Source organism: Streptomyces sp. WZ.A104, from assembly GCF_002382885.1.
GTDB lineage: Bacteria > Actinomycetota > Actinomycetes > Streptomycetales > Streptomycetaceae > Streptomyces.
The window spans coordinates 39,717-57,158 of the sequence record NZ_NWVL01000010.1; the positions used below are offsets into that span (position 1 = coordinate 39,717).

At 72.6% G+C, this 17,442-nt stretch carries 18 protein-coding genes and 1 pseudogene; 5 read left to right on the top strand and 14 right to left on the bottom strand.

Features of this window, described 5'->3' with window-relative positions:
* Window positions 1-73: 73 nt before the first annotated feature.
* Window positions 74-853 carry an SDR family NAD(P)-dependent oxidoreductase gene (locus CIB93_RS07650; protein ID WP_096625374.1) on the top strand — a complete coding sequence of 260 codons (780 nt, stop codon included), beginning with the start codon at window positions 74-76 and terminating at the stop codon, window positions 851-853.
* Between the two features lie 151 nt (window positions 854-1,004).
* On the opposite strand, the gene CIB93_RS07655 is transcribed toward CIB93_RS07650, so the two are convergent.
* From CIB93_RS07655 to CIB93_RS07695, 9 genes are all read right to left on the bottom strand, one after another.
* On the bottom strand, window positions 1,005-1,784 hold the full coding sequence (locus CIB93_RS07655) for an exodeoxyribonuclease III (RefSeq protein ID WP_096625376.1): 780 nt from the start codon (window positions 1,782-1,784) through the stop codon (window positions 1,005-1,007).
* Between the two features lie 36 nt (window positions 1,785-1,820).
* Window positions 1,821-2,474, bottom strand: a complete 654-nt coding sequence (locus CIB93_RS07660; RefSeq protein ID WP_096625377.1) for an MBL fold metallo-hydrolase — start codon at window positions 2,472-2,474, stop codon at window positions 1,821-1,823.
* A 12-nt stretch (window positions 2,475-2,486) separates the two neighbouring features.
* Window positions 2,487-4,025, bottom strand: coding sequence for an alpha/beta fold hydrolase (locus tag CIB93_RS07665; protein ID WP_096625379.1), 1,539 nt, complete (start codon window positions 4,023-4,025; stop codon window positions 2,487-2,489).
* A 45-nt stretch (window positions 4,026-4,070) separates the two neighbouring features.
* Window positions 4,071-4,667, bottom strand: a complete 597-nt coding sequence (locus tag CIB93_RS07670) for a hypothetical protein (RefSeq protein ID WP_096625381.1) — start codon at window positions 4,665-4,667, stop codon at window positions 4,071-4,073.
* Window positions 4,668-4,734: 67 nt separating this feature from the next.
* Complete coding sequence (locus CIB93_RS07675; RefSeq protein ID WP_096625383.1) at window positions 4,735-5,901, bottom strand: ROK family glucokinase; 1,167 nt, start codon at window positions 5,899-5,901, stop codon at window positions 4,735-4,737.
* A 133-nt stretch (window positions 5,902-6,034) separates the two neighbouring features.
* Window positions 6,035-6,892 (bottom strand): ATP-binding cassette domain-containing protein, encoded by an 858-nt coding sequence (locus CIB93_RS07680; RefSeq protein ID WP_096625385.1) that lies wholly within the window; start codon window positions 6,890-6,892, stop codon window positions 6,035-6,037.
* Window positions 6,889-7,944 (bottom strand): ABC transporter permease, encoded by a 1,056-nt coding sequence (locus tag CIB93_RS07685; protein ID WP_096625387.1) that lies wholly within the window; start codon window positions 7,942-7,944, stop codon window positions 6,889-6,891. The genes CIB93_RS07680 and CIB93_RS07685 overlap by 4 nt, the downstream gene beginning before the upstream one ends.
* Window positions 7,941-8,921 carry a sugar ABC transporter substrate-binding protein gene (locus CIB93_RS07690; RefSeq protein ID WP_096625389.1) on the bottom strand — a complete coding sequence of 327 codons (981 nt, stop codon included), beginning with the start codon at window positions 8,919-8,921 and terminating at the stop codon, window positions 7,941-7,943. The genes CIB93_RS07685 and CIB93_RS07690 overlap by 4 nt, the downstream gene beginning before the upstream one ends.
* Window positions 8,922-9,274: 353 nt before the next feature.
* Window positions 9,275-10,033: a GntR family transcriptional regulator gene (locus CIB93_RS07695; RefSeq protein WP_179500022.1), complete on the bottom strand. Its 759-nt coding sequence runs from the start codon at window positions 10,031-10,033 to the stop codon at window positions 9,275-9,277.
* Window positions 10,034-10,162: 129 nt separating this feature from the next.
* Here CIB93_RS07695 and CIB93_RS07700 point away from each other — a divergent pair, with 129 nt between their 5' ends.
* Window positions 10,163-11,188: a Gfo/Idh/MocA family oxidoreductase gene (locus tag CIB93_RS07700; protein ID WP_096625393.1), complete on the top strand. Its 1,026-nt coding sequence runs from the start codon at window positions 10,163-10,165 to the stop codon at window positions 11,186-11,188.
* Window positions 11,189-11,297: 109 nt separating this feature from the next.
* Here the strand turns inward: CIB93_RS07700 and CIB93_RS38725 are convergent.
* The 3 genes and pseudogenes from CIB93_RS38725 to CIB93_RS07715 form a co-directional block, all read right to left on the bottom strand.
* Window positions 11,298-11,441 (bottom strand): annotated as a pseudogene (locus CIB93_RS38725) (cytochrome P450); the annotation flags it as partial.
* 116 nt (window positions 11,442-11,557) lie between these two features.
* The gene (locus tag CIB93_RS07710) at window positions 11,558-12,274 is read right to left on the bottom strand and encodes a response regulator transcription factor (protein WP_096625526.1); all 717 of its coding nucleotides are present in this window, start codon (window positions 12,272-12,274) and stop codon (window positions 11,558-11,560) included.
* 31 nt (window positions 12,275-12,305) lie between these two features.
* The gene (locus tag CIB93_RS07715) at window positions 12,306-13,526 is read right to left on the bottom strand and encodes a sensor histidine kinase (protein WP_096625395.1); all 1,221 of its coding nucleotides are present in this window, start codon (window positions 13,524-13,526) and stop codon (window positions 12,306-12,308) included.
* Between the two features lie 145 nt (window positions 13,527-13,671).
* On the opposite strand from CIB93_RS07715, the gene CIB93_RS07720 reads away from it, so the two are divergent.
* On the top strand, window positions 13,672-13,875 hold the full coding sequence (locus CIB93_RS07720) for a hypothetical protein (protein ID WP_096625397.1): 204 nt from the start codon (window positions 13,672-13,674) through the stop codon (window positions 13,873-13,875).
* A 15-nt stretch (window positions 13,876-13,890) separates the two neighbouring features.
* Here CIB93_RS07720 and CIB93_RS07725 read toward each other — a convergent pair whose 3' ends face one another.
* Window positions 13,891-14,820, bottom strand: a complete 930-nt coding sequence (locus CIB93_RS07725) for a DMT family transporter (protein WP_096625528.1) — start codon at window positions 14,818-14,820, stop codon at window positions 13,891-13,893.
* Between the two features lie 253 nt (window positions 14,821-15,073).
* On the opposite strand from CIB93_RS07725, the gene CIB93_RS07730 reads away from it, so the two are divergent.
* Window positions 15,074-15,742 carry a TetR/AcrR family transcriptional regulator gene (locus CIB93_RS07730; RefSeq protein WP_096625399.1) on the top strand — a complete coding sequence of 223 codons (669 nt, stop codon included), beginning with the start codon at window positions 15,074-15,076 and terminating at the stop codon, window positions 15,740-15,742.
* A gap of 29 nt (window positions 15,743-15,771) precedes the next feature.
* On the opposite strand, the gene CIB93_RS07735 is transcribed toward CIB93_RS07730, so the two are convergent.
* Window positions 15,772-16,389, bottom strand: a complete 618-nt coding sequence (locus CIB93_RS07735; RefSeq protein ID WP_096625401.1) for a dihydrofolate reductase family protein — start codon at window positions 16,387-16,389, stop codon at window positions 15,772-15,774.
* A gap of 215 nt (window positions 16,390-16,604) precedes the next feature.
* Here CIB93_RS07735 and CIB93_RS07740 point away from each other — a divergent pair, with 215 nt between their 5' ends.
* Window positions 16,605-17,360, top strand: coding sequence for an SDR family NAD(P)-dependent oxidoreductase (locus CIB93_RS07740; protein WP_096625403.1), 756 nt, complete (start codon window positions 16,605-16,607; stop codon window positions 17,358-17,360).
* Window positions 17,361-17,442: the final 82 nt, after the last annotated feature.

Below are 17,442 nucleotides of genomic sequence, written 5' to 3' on the forward strand. Positions count from 1 at the left end.
CAGGGCGCGCGGCCTTCGCCGTTCCGGCACCCTGCCCCGGCCCCGCCCCCAAGCGGGTGCTTAGGGTACGGACATGAGTTCACAGGGGTACGTGGCGGAACTGTTCTCGCTGGAAGGCCGGGTGGCGGTGGTGACCGGCGGCAGCTCCGGCATCGGTCTGGCGATCACCGGCGCACTGGCCCGGGCGGGTGCGTCCGTCGTCGTGGTGGCCCGCCGGGAGGCCGAGCTGAGGGCGACCGTCGACGAGCTGACCGCCGAGGGCTGCCGGGCGGCCTGGGTGAGCGCGGACCTGGGCACCACCGAGGGGGTACACGCGGGCGCGGCGGGGGCCGTCGAGCCCTTCGGGGAGCCGGACATCCTGGTCAACTGCGCGGGGATCAACCTGCGCCCGCCGATGAACGACCTCGGCGAGGACGTCTGGGACGCCACGATGGCGGTGAACCTGAAGGCCCCGTTCCTGCTGGGGCAGCGCTTTGGTCCCGGTATGGCCGAGCGGGGTTACGGGCGGATCATCCACGTCACTTCTCAGCAGGCGCACCGGGCCTTTGTCGACAGCGGTGCGTACGGGGTGTCCAAGGGCGGTCTGGAGTCGCTGGCCCGGTCACAGGCGGAGGCGTGGTCGCCGTACGGCGTCACCGTGAACACCCTGGTACCGGGGTTCGTGCTGACCCCGCTGAACGCGCGGCTCCAGTCGGACCCGGAGAAGGTGGCGTCGCTGGCCGCCCGGACCCTGGTCGGGCGCAACGGGCTCGCGGAGGACTTCGCGGGCGCTGCGGTGTTTCTGGCGGGGCGGTCCTCGGCCTACGTCACCGGGCAGTCGGTGTTCGTGGACGGCGGGTTCTCGGTGCACTGAACCCCTTCTCGATGGCCTCGCTCAGATCATCGAGGCGAACACAGGGCGCACCGGCAAGAGGCTGCGTCATGCGACAACCGCAGGTTGACACCTCAAGGGTGTCAACCTTGGGTTGTCACGCGATGCGCAGCCCTCTTCTGCCTCCCCGGGCTCAGAGATCGAGGTCGACCACCACCGGGGCGTGGTCGGACGCCCCCTTGCCCTTGCGCTCCTCGCGGTCGACGTAGCTGTCCTTGACGGCGGCGGTGAAGGGGGCGTTGCCGAAGGTCAGGTCGATCCGCATGCCCTTGTTCTTGGGGAACCGCAGCTCGCGGTAGTCCCAGAAGGTGTACGCGCGGTCGTACTTGAGGGGGCGGGGCAGGACCTCGCTCAGGCCCTCCGCCTCCAGGGCCGCGAGGGCGGCGCGCTCGGCGGGGGTGACGTGCGTGGCCCCCACGAAGAGAGCCGGGTCCCAGACGTCCTCGTCGGTCGGGGCCACGTTGAAGTCGCCCAGGACAGCGAACGGGAGAGTCCCCGCGGCGTCCGCCGCCACGGCCTTGCGCAGCGCCTCCAGCCAGGCCAGCTTGTACGGATAGTGGGGGTGCCCCACCTCCCGGCCGTTGGGAACGTAGACCGACCACAGGCGCACCGGCCCGCAGGTCGCGGAGATCGCGCGGGGCTCCTCCACCCCCTCGTACTCCGGGCCGCCGGGCAGCCCCGTGACGACGTCGGAGAGGCCGACCCGGGAGAGGAGCGCGACTCCGTTCCACCGGCCCGTGGCGTTGACGGCGGACTCGTACCCCAGCTCGCGCAGGGCGTCGGCGGGGAACTGCTCCGCCGCACACTTGGTCTCCTGGATGCACAGCACATCGGTGCCGCTGCTCTCCAGCCAGGCCAGCAGCCTCGGCAGCCGGGCGGTGATCGAATTGACGTTATAGGTGGCGATGCGCATGGCAGTAAACCTATCGGCTCCCACTGACAGCGGGGCTCACAGCTCGGTGACCCCGCCAGGGGCGAGCCGCCCGTGGTCCGCGCCGCCCAGGGCCCCGATCTGGTTGTCGTAGATCGGCCGCGCGAGATCGGTCAGCAGGGCGTCGTGCACGTCGATGGCGCGCCGCGGCTTCACCTCGCGTACGTAGTCGATGACCTCGGAGATCTTGTTCCAGGGGGCCATCACCGGCAGCAGCAGGGTGTCCACGGGCCGCTCGGGAACAGTGAGCGCGTCGCCGGGGTGGAAGACCGAACCGTCGACGAGATAGCCGATGTTGGTGATCCTCGGGATGTCCGGGTGGATCACCGCGTGCAGTTCGCCGTGCACGGTGACGTCGAACCCGCCGGCCGAGAACGCGTCGCCGTCGCCCACGGTGTGCACCCGTCCGGGAAAGGCGGCCGAGAGCTGGTCGGCCACGCTGCGCAGGGTCCAGATCTCGGCCGCCGGGTTCGCCTCCAGGCCCGCCCGCAGCCGGGCCTCGTTGAAGTGGTCCGGGTGTTCGTGCGTGACCAGCAGAACGTCGGCACCGATGGCCGCGTCGTCCTCGGAGAAGCCGCCGGGGTCGATGACCAGGACGCGCCCCTCCTTCTCGATCCGCACGCAGGAGTGGGTCTTCTTGGTGAGGGTCAGTGCCCGAGGCGATGCGTTCATGGGGCCATCCTGCTACGCGGGCGGGGTGGTTTCCTCCTGGATCACGGACTGCGCGACGGAGAAGGCGGCGCCTGCCGCCGGGAAGCCGCAGTAGACGGCGGTCTGGAGCAGGACCTCCTTGATCTCGACGGGCGTCAGGCCGTTGCGCAGAGCGGCCCGGGTGTGGGCGGCCAGGCCCTCCGGATGGCCGGAGGCGACGAGCGCGGTGAGCGTGATGACGCTGCGGGTACGGCGGTCCAGGCCCTCGCGGCTCCAGACGTCGCCCCAGGCGTAACGGGTGACCAGCTCCTGGAAGTCCTCGGTGAAAGCGTCGGCCGAGGCGTTCACCGCGTCGACGTGGGCGTCCCCCAGCACCTCGCGGCGCACCTTCGTCCCGCGCTCGTACCGCTCGTCCGGTGCCGGCGCCGGAGCCTCGGGCGCCGCGGTGGCCGGGGCGATGTCGGCCACGGGCGCGAACGGGGCGGCCGGGGCGGCGGGCCCGGGGACGGAGGGCAGCACGGGGATCGCGGCCGAGGTGTCCTGCTGCCAGGCGGTGGAGAAGTGCGTCAGGAGCAGGTCGCTGACGGCGGCGGGCTGCTCGACCGGGGCGAGGTGGGACGCGCCGGGCACGAGCGCGAGGCGCGCGTCCGGTATCCCGGCGACCAGCGTCCGGGCCTCGGCGGGCCCGGTGACCTGGTCCTCCGCCCCGACGAGCACCAGGGTGGGCGCGCCGATCCGGTCCAGCGCACCACGGATGTCGAACGCCGCGAGCGCCTCGCAGGCCGCGATGTAGCACCCCGGATCGGTGGTGCGGACCATCTGCACGGCCCACTCGACGATCGCGTGCTGCGCGGCGGCGAACCCTGGGGTGAACCACCGCTCCGGTGCGGTGCGGGCGATCGGCTCCAGCCCGTTGGTACGCACGATCACCCCGCGCCGGCGGAACTCGTCGGCCGTGCCGAACCGGGGCGAGGAGGCGACGAGCGCCAGCGAGGCGACCCGGTTCGGGTGCCGCAGCGCCAGGTCGGCACCGATCGCCCCGCCGATCGAGCAGCCCACGTAGCCGAAACGCTGGACCCCGAGCCCGTCCAGCGTGGCGAGCAGCCGGTCGCCCAGCTCGGCGACGGATGCGGCGACGTGGGCGGGGGCGCCTCCGTGGCCGGGCAGGTCGTAGCGGAAGACCCGCCAGTGCCGGGACAGCTCGGGAACCTGGCGGTCCCACATGTGCCAGGTGGTCCCGAGCGAGGGCCCGATCACCAGGACCGGGGCGTCCTCGGGCCCGTCGAAGCGGTACTGAAGCGTCCGCGGGGCCCCGGCCGGGGGTGCTGCCTGCGGGGCGGGTGCGGCGGGTACGACGGCCTGCGGGGCGGTAGCGACAGGCCGGGCGGAAGCCGGGGCGGCCGGGCCGAGCGGAGCGGGTGACGCGGGTGCGGCGGCCAGCGGGGCGGCGTACCCGGGCGCGGCGTCCGGTCCCTGCTGCGGGGCCGGGGCCACCGGCTGAGGCGTTCCGGAGTGCGGGGCGGGCCCACCGGGACGGGGGGTCTGCACGGGCTGCGGGGTCGTCTCGCTCACTTCGCTCACTCGCTCCAGGTTAGTGAGCGCACCTCCGGCTCCGGGTCAGGGGGTCGCCGCCGATACGACATAGATGACAGGGCTGGCCGGATCGGTCATGTTGACCGTGATGTTCTGGGTGGGGCGCGGCTTCTTGTTCCTGTGCGTGGTGCTGGCCCAGTGCTGGTCCGGGCCGAAGTGCCAGCCGGTGATCCTGATGTCCCGCGCGCTGATGTCGATCTCGTTGGGCTCCAGCGCCGCGCGTCCGGTGCCGACGCCGGTCAGGAAGCGGTCGAGACCGGCGGAGGTCGTCCGGAACTTCACGTACATCCGGCTGGCTTTCCAGTTGTTCGTCTCGTAGTACTGGACTCCGCTGCCGTTGCCGGGAATCGGTACCTCGAAGATCCGGCGCTGCATCTTGGAGGGCCAGCCCTCGCGGAGGCCCTGGGCGGCCGCCTCGGCCTCCTTGTCCTTGCCCGAGCGGCGGCTCTGGCCCGCCGAGATCAGCAGGTAGCCCGCCGGGATGCCGATCAGCAGCACGATGATCGTGGCGGTGATGAACCGCCGCCTGAAGACCCGTCGGCGGTCCTCGGGCGGCTTGCCCTCGCCGTCACCCGGAGACTCCGACTGGTGGCGCACCACGGGGTGCTCGGCTGCGATCATGATCAGGTGGTCCCTAGGGTGCTGCGGTCATGGCGTTGGGGTGGGACGCCGGAGGGGCGGCCACGGTTCAGTCGGCGGTGCGGGTGGAGCGGGTGTTGCGGATGGTACTCGCCGCCTGGTCGTAGATCTGGGCATACCGCTCGTAGCGCTCGACACGGCGCCGGTTGGCGCGGCGGAACCGGCGGGCGACCAGCCGGGCCAGGTCCGCGGCGCCGACCATACCCGCCTCGGGGCCGAGCTGCGCCTTGGCGATCCTTGCCTCGGGGCGGTAGCCGCGGCCGGTGAGGTGGCGTTTGAAGGCGTCCCGGGCGGGGTTGATCAGCAGGTCGTCGGCGGCGCTGACGCCGCCTCCGATGACGAAGCACGAGGGGTCGAGCGCGGCGGCCAGGTTGGCGATGCCGACGCCGAGCCACTGGCCGATGTCCTGGAGCAGCTCGATGCACATCGCATCGCCCTCGCGGGCCAGTTCGGTGATGAGCGGACCGGTGATGTCGGGGATGTTCCCCTTGACGCGGTCCAGCAGGTAGTGGGCGACCGGGGAGTCGGCGGCGGCCAGCTCCTTGGCCTCGCGGACCAGGGCGTTGCCGGAGCTGTACTGCTCCCAGCAGCCCCGGTTGCCGCAGGGGCAGCGGTGGCCCGAGGGCACGACCTGCATGTGGCCGAACTCACCGGCCACGCCGTACTTGCCGCGCTTGACCTGGCCGCCCTCCAGGATCGCGCCGCCGATCCCCGTACCGAGGGTGATCATGACGAGGTGGTCCTCACCCCGGCCCGCGCCGAAGCGCCATTCCGCCCAGGCCGCTGTGTTGGCGTCGTTGTCGACCATGACGGGGACGACGAGGCGGGAGGCGATGGCGTCGCGCAGGGGTTCGTCGCGCCAGGCGAGGTGCGGGGCGAACAGGACCTTGGACCGGTCGGCGTCCACCCAGCCCGCCGCGCCGATGCCCACCGCGTGGACGTCGTGGCGGTCGGAGAGGTCCAGGACCAGTTCGACGATGGTGTCCTCGACGACCTTGGGGCTCTTGGACTTGTCGGGCGTCTCGGTGCGTAGCTGTTCCAGGATGTTGCCGTCGGCGTCGACGACGCCCGCCATCACCTTCGTACCGCCGATGTCGATCCCGACCGTGGGGACACGGGGCGCGGTCAGGTGCGAGCGGCGTTCCTTGGTGCCGACCGTCTTGAGGACGGTGGCGCGGGCGGAGCCGCGGTGGGCGAAGTCGCGGTACGTGCTCATCGTCCCTGCGGGGTTGAGGAGGCCGGTCGGCTGGGGCACCCGGCGGCGGACGGCGCCCGCCGGGCTCGATTCTGCCACTGCCGGGCCCCGGGGGCCGCCGGTCGGGGTCGGCCGCGCCGGGGCGGGTCGGCCGTCAGGACGCTTCGTCGGTCGCGGCCGAACTGCCCGGGAGGGTGGGCGTCGGGGTGCGTTCCAGCTCGTGGCTGAGCTCCTCCAGCTCGCTGCCGCCCGCCATCTGCCGGGTCAGCTCGTCGAGCGTGACGCTCTCCTTGGTGTGGCTGCCGGACATCGCGCCGCGCTTGAGCAGGATGAACCGGTCGCCGACGAGGTGGGCGTGGTGCGGGTTGTGCGTGATGAGGACCACGCCGAGCCCGGCGTCGCGGGCGGCCGCGACGTACTTGAGAACCACGCCGGACTGCTTGACACCGAGGGCGGCGGTCGGCTCGTCGAGCACGAGGACCTTGGCGCCGAAGTAGACGGCACGGGCGATGGCCACGCACTGGCGCTCGCCGCCGGACAGGGTGCCGATGGGCTGGTCGACGTCGCGCAGGTCGATGCCCATGCGGAGCAGTTCTGTACGGGTCGTCTCGCGCATCCTGCGGACGTCGAGGCGCTTGAAGGGGCCGACGCCGGTGGTCGGTTCGGAGCCGAGGAAGAAGTTCCGCCAGACCGGCATCAGCGGGACGACGGCGAGGTCCTGGTAGACGGTGGCGATGCCCCGGTCCAGGGCGTCGCGCGGGTTGGCGAGCGTGGTCTCCTCCCCGTCGATCAGGAAGCGTCCGGCGTCGTGCCGGTGCAGCCCCGCGATGATCTTGATCAGAGTGGACTTGCCAGCGCCGTTGTCGCCGAGGACGCAGGTGATCTCGCCCGCGTGGACCTCCAGCGAGACGTGTTCCAGGGCCTTGATGTTGCCGTAGAACTTGGCTACGTCGTCCAGCTCGACCAGCGGGCCGGGGGCAGGTCCGGAGGTCTCTTCAGGAGTGGCCGTCATGACGTCGCCTCCGCGCGCTTGCGCACCCACGCGTTGAGCAGGGTGGCCAGGAGCAGCATCGCTCCCAGGAAGAATTTGAACCAGTCCGGGTTCCACTCGGCGTACACGATGCCCTTGCTGGTCATGCCGAAGATGAAGGCACCGACCGCCGAGCCGATCGCGGAGCCGTAGCCGCCGGTGATCAGGCAGCCGCCGATGACGGCGGCGATGATGTACGTCAGCTCGTTGCCGACGCCCTCGCCGGACTGGACGACGTCGTAGCTGAACAGCAGGTGCTGGCCGGAGACCCAGGCGGCGAAGGCGACGCCGAGGTAGAGCCCGATCTTCGTACGGATGACGGGGACGCCGACCGCGCGGGCCGCGTCGGCCTCGCCGCCGACGGCGAAGATCCAGTTGCCGAAGCGGGTACGGAGCAGGATCCAGGTGGCGATCGCGACGAGCGCCGCCCACCACAGGATCGTCACCTTGAACTCGACGCCGCCGAGGGTGAGCGTCGACGCGAACAGGGTCCGGGCGGACTCGAAGCCCTCCATGTCCCCGATGGCCTTGGTGGAGACGGTGCCGCTGATCAGCTTGGTGAAGCCGAGGTTGAGGCCTGTCAGCATCAGGAACGTACCGAGCGTGATGATGAAGCTGGGCAGCCTGGTGCGGGTCAGCATGAACCCGTTGAACGCGCCGATGGCGAGCGTGACCAGCAGCGACACGAAGACGCCGACCCAGACGTTGGCCGTCATCTGGTAGCTGAACATCGAGGAGATCAGCGCGGAGCTGGTCACCATCACCCCGGCGGAGAGGTCGAACTCGCCGCCGATCATCAGCAGCGCCACCGGCGCGGCCATGATGCCGAGGACGGAGGCCGCGTACAGCACGGTCCCGAAGCTGGAGGCCTGGAGAAAGCTGTCGGCGACGATCGCGAAGAAGAGGAAGACGGCTGCCGCGCCGACGACCGAGCCGAGCTCGGGGCGGCCGAGCAGCTTGCGCAGCGCTGAGGTGCGCACCAGCCGCTCGTCCACCCGCGTCGGCTTTTCCGGTGCGGCGGTGGAGCCGCTCATCGGGTGCCCCGCTTGGTGTAGTCGGCCAGGGCTTCCGCGTCGTCGGCGGTGATGATCTGCGGCCCGGTCAGGACGGGCCGGCCGCCGCCGAGGACGTTGAGGTTGGAGCGGTAGAGCCAGAGCAGGTCAACGGCCTCGTACCCCTGGAGGTAGGGCTGCTGGTCGACGGCGAAGCCGAGCTGGTCGGCCTGGAGGCCGGTGGCGACCTTGGCGTTCAGGTCGAAGGTGTTGATCTCCGCCTTGCTGCCCGCCGTCCGCTTGGCCTGGACGGCGGCGTCGGCGAAGGGGGCGCCGAGGGTGACGACCGCGTCGATGCTCTTGTCGGACTGGAGCTTGGCCTCGATGGACGCGGTGACGTCGGGCATGTTGGTGCCGTCGACGTACAGGTTCTGCATCGTGCCGTCGAAGGTCTTCTTCGCCCCGGCGCAGCGCTGCTCGTGGCCGACGTTGCCCTGCTCGTGCAGGACGCAGAGGGCCTTCTTGCGGCCCCGCTCGTTCAGCTCGTCGCCGACGGCCTCACCGGCGATGGACTCGTCCTGGCCGATGTGGGTCAGGGCGCCGAACTCCTTGGACTCGGCGGAGCCGGAGTTGACCGTGACGACCGGGATGCCCGCCTTGACGGCCTTGGCGACCACGGCCTTCATGGCGGCCGGCTTGGCCAGCGAGACGATCAGCCCGTCGACCTTCTTGTCGATCGCGGTCTGGACGAGTTGGGCCTGCTGGTTGGCCTCGTCGTTGTGCGAGTAGAGGAAGTTGATGTTGTCCTTGACGGCCGCCTGCTCGGCGCCCTTCTGGACGATGTCCCAGAAAGTGTCGCCGTCGCCCGAGTGGGTGACCATGGCGAAGGTCCAGCGGGGCGTGTTCACCGCGGCCCGCCCCTCGGCGGCCTCGGCCGCGCGCTCTTCCGCCCGCTTGCCGCCGGTGCTGCTGCATCCCGCGAGGGAGGCGCCGAGCACCACTGCCAGCACGGCGCCCATCGCGCGTACCCCTGTCCGAACCCTTGCCACGACGCGGTGCCCTTCTCCTGCTGCTCGCTGTGCGCTTGACCGGGCCGGGGAGCGTACGGCCCCGGGCCGACTGCCCAGTATCCCCGAGCCGGGAGGGCGCCCGCCCGGCAGGGGCAGGTCCCCCGCCCTTCCGAGCCCCTTCCAGCCCGCCCGGGGCCCGCCCCCAGCCCGTCCGGCGTTCGAGGACGGAGCCGTCGACGTGCGCATGCATCGGCTGCCCTCGGGGTCCCGTACCTCAGGATCTTCTGCCTGCGGCCCCACCCGCGCAAGGGTTCCGTCCGTTCCGCCCTCGAACGCCGGGCGGGCTCGGTCCGGCGCTCCGCTCAGGCGCGTACCAGCAGCTGGAACTCGAACGCGTACCGCGCCGCCCGGTAGACGTGCGAGCCGAACTCGACCGCCCGGCCCGTGTCGTCGTACGTCGTGCGCTCCATCGTCAGCAGCGGCGCGCCCGGCTCCTCGTGCAGGGCCCGCGCCTCGCCCGCCGTGGCCGCGCGGGCGCCGACCGACTGACGGGCGCTGTGCAGGGTGATGCCCGAGGCGCGCATCAGCCGGTACAGACCGGTGGCCTCCAGGTCCTCGGCGGTGAGGGGGAGCAGGCCCGGGGGCAGGTGGTTGCGCAGGAGGGCCATCGGCTCGTCGTGGGCGCTGCGCAGCCGCTCGACGACCTGGACCTCGCTGCCCTCGGCGACGCCGAGCGCGGCGGCGACCTCGGCGGTGGCCGGTTCGGTGGTGTTGCGCAGGACGCGGGTGGCGGGGCGCTGACCGGCCGCCTCCAGGTCGTCGTAGAGCGAGCTGAGCTCCAGCGGGCGGCGGACCTGGCTGTGGACGACCTGGGTGCCGACGCCGCGCCGGCGCACCATGAGCCCCTTGTCGACCAGGGACTGGATGGCCTGGCGGACGGTGGGACGGGACAGACCGAGGCGGGCGGCGAGGTCGATCTCGTTGCCGAGCAGGGTGCCGGGGGGCAGCCGGCCCTGTTCGACTGCGGCCTCCAGCTGCTGCGCCAGCTGGAAGTAGAGCGGCACCGGGCTGGTGCGGTCCACGCTCAGCGGCAGCGGCTGATCGGTTCCTTGTGCGGTCACGGGGCGAGCGTAGTTCGCTTGTCCGGACAAAGCCATGGCACGCCGGGACGGGAACCGCGATCGATGCGGGCGCCATTTGTCAGGACAAACGCTTGACATGATGACCGGGCGAACGTCACCTTGGGGGCCATGCGCATCGGACTGATCGGAACGGGACGGATCGGCACGTTCCACGCGGAGGCGCTGAGCCGTCACCCCGCCGTGGACGCCCTGCTGCTGGCGGACGCGGCCCCGGAGCGGGCCGCAGGAGCCGCCGCGCGGACGGGGGCCACGGCCGTACCGGTGGACGCGCTGTTCACGGGCGGGGGTGAGACGGGGTCCGGGGGCCTGCCCGACGCGGTGATCATCTGTTCGGCGACCGCCGCCCACGCCGGGCTCATCGCCCGGGCCGCCCGCGCCGGACTGCCGGCGTTCTGCGAGAAGCCGATCGCCCTGGACCTGCCCGGGACGCTGGCCGCGCTGGCTGAGGTCGAGGCGGCGGGCACCGTTCTCCAGCTCGGCTTCATGCGCCGCTTCGACGCGGGGTACGGCGAGGCCAGGGCCGCCGTACGGGAGGGCAGGCTAGGACGGCTGCACACCGTGCGGGCGGTCACCTCGGACCCGGCCCCGCCGCCCGCCGCCTACCTCCCGCTCTCCGGCGGGCTGTACCGGGACTGCCTGGTCCACGACTTCGACATCCTGCGCTGGGTGACGGGCCGCGAGGTGTCCGAGGTGTACGCCACCGGGTCGGACCGCGGGCCCGCGATGTTCCGCGCGGCGGGCGATGTGGACACCGGCGCCGCCCTGCTCACCCTGGACGACGGCACGCTCGCCACCGCCACCGCCACCCGGTGCAACGGCGCCGGGTACGACGTACGCATGGAGCTGGCCGGCGAGCTGGACCAGATCGCCGTCGGCCTGGACGACCGTACGCCGGTGACCTCGGCCGAGCCGGGGGGTCCCGGCGGTCCGGCGAAGCCATGGCCGGGCTTCCTGGAGCGGTTCGCCCCGGCGTACGAAGCGGAGCTGGACGCGTTCCTGCGCGTGGTGCGCGGCGAGCTGGCCAACCCGTGCGACGGGCGGGAGGCCCTGCACGCCCTGCGGATCGCCGAGGCGTGCGAGCTCTCCCGCCGCGAACGCCGGCCGGTGGCGATGGCCGAGATCCCCGGCGGGTGAGCGGGGGGCGGCGCTCCCAGGTCCCGGCTCCCTCCGGGCCCGCCCCCCCTACCAGGCGACCGGCACGCTCAGCGGCCCCCGCACCAGCATCCCGGCCCGCCGGGCGAGCGTCGCCGGAGAGCCGGTCGCCGTCCTCGTCGGCGGCGCGGATCAGCGCGCTCAGCGGATCCTCGCCCGGCTTCTTGCGGTTGTCGGTCAGCAGCCCGACGATGTACGCGGTCATAGCCCGTGCGGAGGAGGCGCGTACGGAGGGGGCGCGTGCGGAGGGGCGCGTACGGAGGGGGCGACGGACACCGTTCGGGCGTTGCGACAACGCGGCCGGGTGCCGTCGCTGTCGTCGTGTGCCCGCCGGGGATCACGGGACAGCCCTCAGAGGTCGCCCTCGCCCTCGTCGCCCGGATCGAGGAGCCCGGCGTCATGGACCAACAGGGCTATCTGTACGCGGTTGTTGAGTTCGAGTTTGGCGAGAATGCGCGAGACGTGGGCCTTGACGGTGGCGACGCTGAGGTAGAGCGAGCCCGCGATCTCCGCGTTGGAGCTGCCGCGTCCCACCGCGACGGCCACCTCCTGCTCCCGCTCGGCCAGTTGGCCGAAGCGCCTGCGTGCTCGGTCGGCGCGGTTCGCCCGCTCGTCGTGCGCGCCGCCCGCGGCCCGGTCCATCAACTGGCGGGTGACGGCGGGCGAGAGGACCGGGTCCCCGGCGGCGACCCGGCGGACGGAGTCCACGATCCGGGCGGGCGGGGTGTCTTTCAGGACGAATCCCGCCGCCCCGGCCCGGATGGCCCGGAGCACCTGTTCATCGGCGTGGAAGGTGGTGAGGACGACGACTTCGGGGGCCCCGGGGCGGCCGCGCAGCTTCTCGGTGGCGGTGAGCCCGTCCATGCCCGGCATCCGGATGTCCATGAGGACGACGTCGGGGCGGAGCCGTTCGACCAGCTCCGCGACCTCGTTGCCGTCCGCGCCCTCCCCCACGATGTCGATGCCTTCGTCCCCGCCGAGCATCAGGGTCAGTCCGGCCCGGACGAGCGGGTCGTCGTCGACGATCAGCAGCCGTACGGGCGGGCCGGGCGAGGGCGTTGCGTTCATGACGGCCACCGTAGCCAGCCGGCGCCCCGCCTCATCCCGCGGGCCACGGCAGCCGGGCGCGGACCGCGAATCCGCCGTCCTTCGTCGGGCCGTGCTCCAGGCCGCCCCCGGCCAGGGTGGCACGTTCGGTGAGGCCGATGAGCCCCTGGCCGGAGCCGGGGACGCGTTCGAAGGGTTCGACGGGGGCCGGGTTCGCCACCGCGATGGTGAGGCCTTCGCCGGGGCCGCCGGTCACGGTGACGGTGACCTCGGTGCCGGGGGCGTGCTTGCGGGCGTTGGTCAGGCATTCCTGCGCGATGCGGTAGACCGTGCGGCCGGTGGCGGCGGGGGCGCCCTGCGGATCGGTGACCCGGTTGTCGAGGGCGACCTTCATGCCCGCGAGCCGGGACTCGTCGATGAGGGCGTCCAGACTGGTGAGGGTGGGCTGCGGGCGCTCGCCCTCGTCGGTGTCGCCGGGGCCGCGCAGGACGCCGATGATCTCGCGGAGGTCCTGGAGCGCCTCGTGGGCGCTGTCCCGGATGACCCCGGCGGCCCGGCCGATCTGGGCCGCGGGGGCGTCGGGCCGGAATTCCAGCGCCCCGGCGTGCACGCTGAGCAGGGTGAGGCGGTGGGCCAGGACGTCGTGCATCTCGCGGGCGATCGCCTCCCGGGCGAGGCGCTGGGCCTGCTCGGCGCGCAGCTCCGCCTCCGCCTCGGCGCGGTGGGCCCTCTCGTGGAGGGTCAGGACGAGCTGACGCCGCGACCGTACACCCATGCCCCAGCTGAGCGCCAACAGGATCAACATGACCCCGAAGAGGACCGAGACGAGGAAACCGGTCTGCGGGTCGGGGCGCAGGAGGGGCTGGACGGGCACCGCGAGCAGCGCGCCCGCGCCGACGATCAGCGTCGGCTTGAGGGGGCGGTGGACGGCCAGGCTGAACAGGGCGACCAGCATCGCTCCGGCGGCGACGGGCTCGACGACGGAGAGGACGGTCAGGGACACGGCGAGCCCGACGGGCCAGCGCCGCCGGAGCCAGAGCGCGCAGCAGGCCGCCGCGCCCACCACGGAGTCCACGAACACCACCACGTCCGCCGTGGTCTCGTCGGCGTCGACCGCGGCGAGGGCGAGCATGCCGATGAACGCGGCGGAGAGAAAGGCCACGATGTCGACGACCCAGTCCCGCACGGTCCGGCGCGCCCGGGCACGGTCGCCGGGCAGCTCGGGGTCGGCCATCGCCGAGGGGAGCAGCCAGCGGTACTCGGTGCGCGTCATATCGACAAAGTTACGCAGAAGGGCGGCCCGCAAGGGCAGCGTGCGGCGCGAAGGCGACCAAAGTCGTCCGGCTCGCTACTTTCGGCGCGGCGGACGGGACCGGTGGCCGAAGCGGCGGGCCGGGGGTGGCCGCAAGGCTCGATGTATGAAGAAAATCGTCGAGACGATCGGGTTCCTCGTCTTCATCCAGGGCGTCGGCGGGCTGGTGTTCGAGTGGACGGGCTGGTTCCGGCTGTGGACGGTGGTGCGGCACATCGACTTCCTCAGCGACCGCGGGCTGTTCGTCAACATCGTGCTGATCGTGACGGGGGCGGCGGTGATGATCGCCGCGGACGCGATCAAGACCTGACCGGAGCGCCCCGGCTCACGCCCCGCCGCGCTCCCGGTCCACGCTGCGCCGGCCCCACGCGGTGCCCGCCAGGACGAGGACCGCACCGGCCACCCCGACGACGCCCAGCCGCTCCCCGCCCAGGCTGATCCCGACGGCGGCGGCCCACAGCGGTTCCGTACCGAGCAGCAGGCTGACCCGGGACGGCGAGGTGCGGCGTACGGACCACATCTGCACGAAGAACGCGAACAGCGTGCAGAACACCGAGAGGAAGACCAGGCCCGCCCATTCCCGGGGGCCGAAGTCCGCCGCCGCGCTCCAGGGCGAGGCGCCGGTCCCCGGGACGGCGGCGAGGACGGCGAAGACCGCGACCGCGCTGCCGAGCTGGACGGTGGTCAGGGAGAGTGAGTCGGCACCCCGGACCGCCTTGATGCGGGCCATCGCCAGAACGTACGCGGTCCGGGCGAGGGCGGCGAGCAGCATCAGCAGATCACCGGTCGAGGGGCTGGTGATCCCGCCGCCCTGGGTCAGCAGCACCACCCCCGCCACCGAGAGCCCGGCCGCCGCGACGAAGCCCCCGGACGGCCGGACGCGGGTGACCGCGGCCTCGGCGAGCGGCGTGAAGATCATGGTGAGGCTGATGATCAGCCCGGCGTTGGTGGCGGAGGTGTGCACCACCCCGTACGTCTCCAGCAGGAAGACCCCGCTCAGCACCAGGCCCAGCAGTCCGGCACCCCGCCACTGCGGGAGGGTCAGCGCCCGCAGCCTGCGCCATCCGGTCGCCACGAGCACCGGCAGCACGATCGCGAAGCGCAGGACGAGGACGGCTATGACGGTGTGCGCGCTGGTGATGCCCTTGGCGGCGAGGTAGCTGGCTCCCCACACGACGGCGACGGCGAGCACCGGCAGGTCGGCGACCCAGGCGCGGCGCGGGGTTGCGAGGTCGGGCACGGCGACAGCGGACACCGGGTTCTCCTGGATCTCCACGGAAGGTGTTGTGGAGACCTCACCGGCTCGCACTCGGAACGATCACGCTACCCGCCGGGCTCCGAAGAAGGGAACACCTGTCTCAACGGTCGGATCATCGCGAGGCATTGCCCGTGGTCACAGGGGCAATGCCCGTGGTCAGGGCCGTCCGGACGGCCGGACGGGGGTCCGGCACCCGCTCCCCCGTTCCCTAGACTGACGCCTCGATAACTCTGAGGCACGGAGTGGTCACATGATGTTGGTCAGGGCGGACGGGCGGGTCGAGCGGGGGAACCAGACCCGGCGGATGGTTCTGGGGCGAGCGGTGCAGATCGCCTCGGTCGAGGGTCTTGAGGGGCTGTCGCTGGGGCGGCTGGCGACCGAGCTGGGGCTGAGCAAGAGCGGCGTGTTCGCCCTCTTCGGCTCGAAGGAGGAACTCCAGCTGGCCACCGTGCGGGCCGCGGTGGCCGTCTACGTCGACCATGTGCTGCGCCCCACCCGCTCGGTGCCCCCGGGGCTCCGCCGGGTCTGGCGGCTGTGCGAGGCGTGGACCGCGTACTCCCGCGAGCGGGTCTTCCGGGGCGGTTGCTTCTTCTACGCCGCCACCGCCGAGTTCGACGCCCGCAGCGGCAAGGTGCACGACGCCCTGGCGTCCGCGCAGACGGGCTGGGTCACGTTCGTGGAGCAGACGATCGACGAGGCGAGGGCCGCCGGGGAGCTGGCCGCGGACACCGACGTGCGCCAGCTGGCGTTCGAGGTCATCGCCTTCCTGGAGCTGGCCAACGCCGAATCGGTGCTCCAGAACAACAACCTCGGCTACGACAAGGCGGCCCGGTCCATCCTGGGACGGCTGCGGAGGGCGGCGACGGACCCGACGCTGCTACCGGACACGCCGCACCAGCCGGACTCACCCATGGCGTAGAGGCGTTCCGCCCGTAGGGGCGTTCCGCGTCATTCGCCGATGGTGCCGAACCGAGCCGGGCCGCCGCGCCGGTACGTCTGGATCGCGATGCCGCTCGACGTGGTGCGGGCCGAGGTCGGCTCCAGGGCCGTCGGGGCACCGCCCTCGCCGAAGAGCCGCCGCCCCGCGCCGAGGAGGACCGGGAAGACGAGCAGGCGGTAGGTGTCGATCAGCCCCGCCTCGTGCAGGGCCCGGGCGAGCTGCCCGCTGCCGTGCACCTGGAGCTCACCGCCCCGCGTCCGCTCCTTGAGGCGGGTGACCTCCGTGACGAGGTCGCCGTCGAGCACGGTCGTGCCCTGCCACTGCGGGTCCCGGAGCGTCGAGGAGACGACGTACTTGGGCAGCTCGTTGAGTCCGGCGGCGATGAGGTCGTCCTCCTCGGTGACCTTCGGCCAGTACGCGGCGAAGATGTCGTAGGTGCGCCGGCCGAGCAGGAAGGCCGCGGGGCGCCGGAACACCTCCTCCATGAACGCGCCCATGTCCTCGTCGGCGTACGGGAAGACCCATCCCCCGTACGCGAAACCCCCGCTGGTGTCCTCGTCTACACCGCCGGGGGCCTGGTACACGCCGTCCAGGGTCAGGAACGCGGTGAGCGTCAGCTCGGCCATGGCGGATCTCCTTCGGCTGTCGGCCGGACCTCGTGGCGGTCCGGCGGTCTTGCCCTTACGACCCGGCTCCCGGCCGGAACTCATCGGTCCGGCCGGGAGCCGCCTCCGCGCACCGGCCGTGGGTGTCCGATACCCGCCGGTCCGCAGCGTCCCACCGGGGTTGGCTGGGACATGCCGTCGGAGCGACGGCGTCCCCGGCGACAAAGGAACCAGTCATGTCCAGCACCCTTTCCACCAGCGTTTCCCCGCGGGCCGCGCTCGTCACCGGAGGCAGCCGGGGCATCGGCGCCGCGATCGCGCTGCGGCTCGCCCAGGACGGCGTGGACGTCGCGGTCACCTATGTGCAGGACGAGGCGGCGGCCCGCGCGGTCGTCGCGAAGATCGAGGGCTTCGGCCGCCGCGGTGTCGCCCTGCGCTGCGACGCCGCGGACGCCGGTGCCGCAGCCGGAGCCGTGGACCGGGCGGCGGACGCCCTCGGCCGGCTCGACGTCCTGGTCAACAACGCGGGCATCGGCGTCCTCGGCCCGATCTCCGCGCTCGCCGGGCCGGAGGTGGACCGGGTGCTGGCCGTGAACGTGCGGGCGGTGTTCCTCGCCTGCCGGGCGGCGGCGGAGCGGATGGCCGACGGCGGCCGTATCGTCTCCGTCGGCACCGCGCTGAGCCGGTACGCGGGCGGGCCGGGCGGCACGCTCTACGCCCTGAGCAAGTCCGCCCTGGCCGGGCTGACCAAGCCGCTGGCCCGGGAACTGGGGCCGCGCGGCATCACGGTGAACCTGGTCCAGCCCGGGCCGGTCGACACCGATCTCAACCCGGCCGACGGACCGCTCGCCGAGGGCCAGCGCGCGGCAACCGCCCTGGGCCGGTTCGGGACGGTGGACGAGGTCGCCTCGCTGGTCGCGTATCTCGCGAGCCCGGACGCGGCCTTCATCACCGGGACCGAGGTCGTCGTGGACGGCGGCCACGCGGCCTGAGCCCGGCGGCCGGGCGCGCTTCGCCGAGCTGCCCCGTCACGGCCGCGCCCCTACGCTGGCCGGGACGGGGGCAGCGACGGGA

Excerpts from the sequence above, each read along its gene's own strand:
- CIB93_RS07655 (WP_096625376.1), bottom strand. The coding sequence starts at position 1,784 with ATGCGCATCGCCACCTATAACGTCAATTCGATCACCGCCCGGCTGCCG.
- CIB93_RS07710 (WP_096625526.1), bottom strand. The coding sequence starts at position 12,274 with ATGAACGCAACGCCCTCGCCCGGCCCGCCCGTACGGCTGCTGATCGTC.
- CIB93_RS07660 (WP_096625377.1), bottom strand. The coding sequence starts at position 2,474 with ATGAACGCATCGCCTCGGGCACTGACCCTCACCAAGAAGACCCACTCC.
- CIB93_RS07715 (WP_096625395.1), bottom strand. The coding sequence starts at position 13,526 with ATGACGCGCACCGAGTACCGCTGGCTGCTCCCCTCGGCGATGGCCGAC.
- CIB93_RS07730 (WP_096625399.1), top strand. The coding sequence starts at position 15,074 with ATGATGTTGGTCAGGGCGGACGGGCGGGTCGAGCGGGGGAACCAGACC.
- CIB93_RS07675 (WP_096625383.1), bottom strand. The coding sequence starts at position 5,901 with ATGAGCACGTACCGCGACTTCGCCCACCGCGGCTCCGCCCGCGCCACC.
- CIB93_RS07720 (WP_096625397.1), top strand. The coding sequence starts at position 13,672 with ATGAAGAAAATCGTCGAGACGATCGGGTTCCTCGTCTTCATCCAGGGC.
- CIB93_RS07650 (WP_096625374.1), top strand. The coding sequence starts at position 74 with ATGAGTTCACAGGGGTACGTGGCGGAACTGTTCTCGCTGGAAGGCCGG.
- CIB93_RS07680 (WP_096625385.1), bottom strand. The coding sequence starts at position 6,892 with ATGACGGCCACTCCTGAAGAGACCTCCGGACCTGCCCCCGGCCCGCTG.
- CIB93_RS07685 (WP_096625387.1), bottom strand. The coding sequence starts at position 7,944 with ATGAGCGGCTCCACCGCCGCACCGGAAAAGCCGACGCGGGTGGACGAG.
- CIB93_RS07670 (WP_096625381.1), bottom strand. The coding sequence starts at position 4,667 with ATGATCGCAGCCGAGCACCCCGTGGTGCGCCACCAGTCGGAGTCTCCG.
- CIB93_RS07735 (WP_096625401.1), bottom strand. The coding sequence starts at position 16,389 with ATGGCCGAGCTGACGCTCACCGCGTTCCTGACCCTGGACGGCGTGTAC.
- CIB93_RS07690 (WP_096625389.1), bottom strand. The coding sequence starts at position 8,921 with ATGGGCGCCGTGCTGGCAGTGGTGCTCGGCGCCTCCCTCGCGGGATGC.
- CIB93_RS07740 (WP_096625403.1), top strand. The coding sequence starts at position 16,605 with ATGTCCAGCACCCTTTCCACCAGCGTTTCCCCGCGGGCCGCGCTCGTC.
- CIB93_RS07700 (WP_096625393.1), top strand. The coding sequence starts at position 10,163 with ATGCGCATCGGACTGATCGGAACGGGACGGATCGGCACGTTCCACGCG.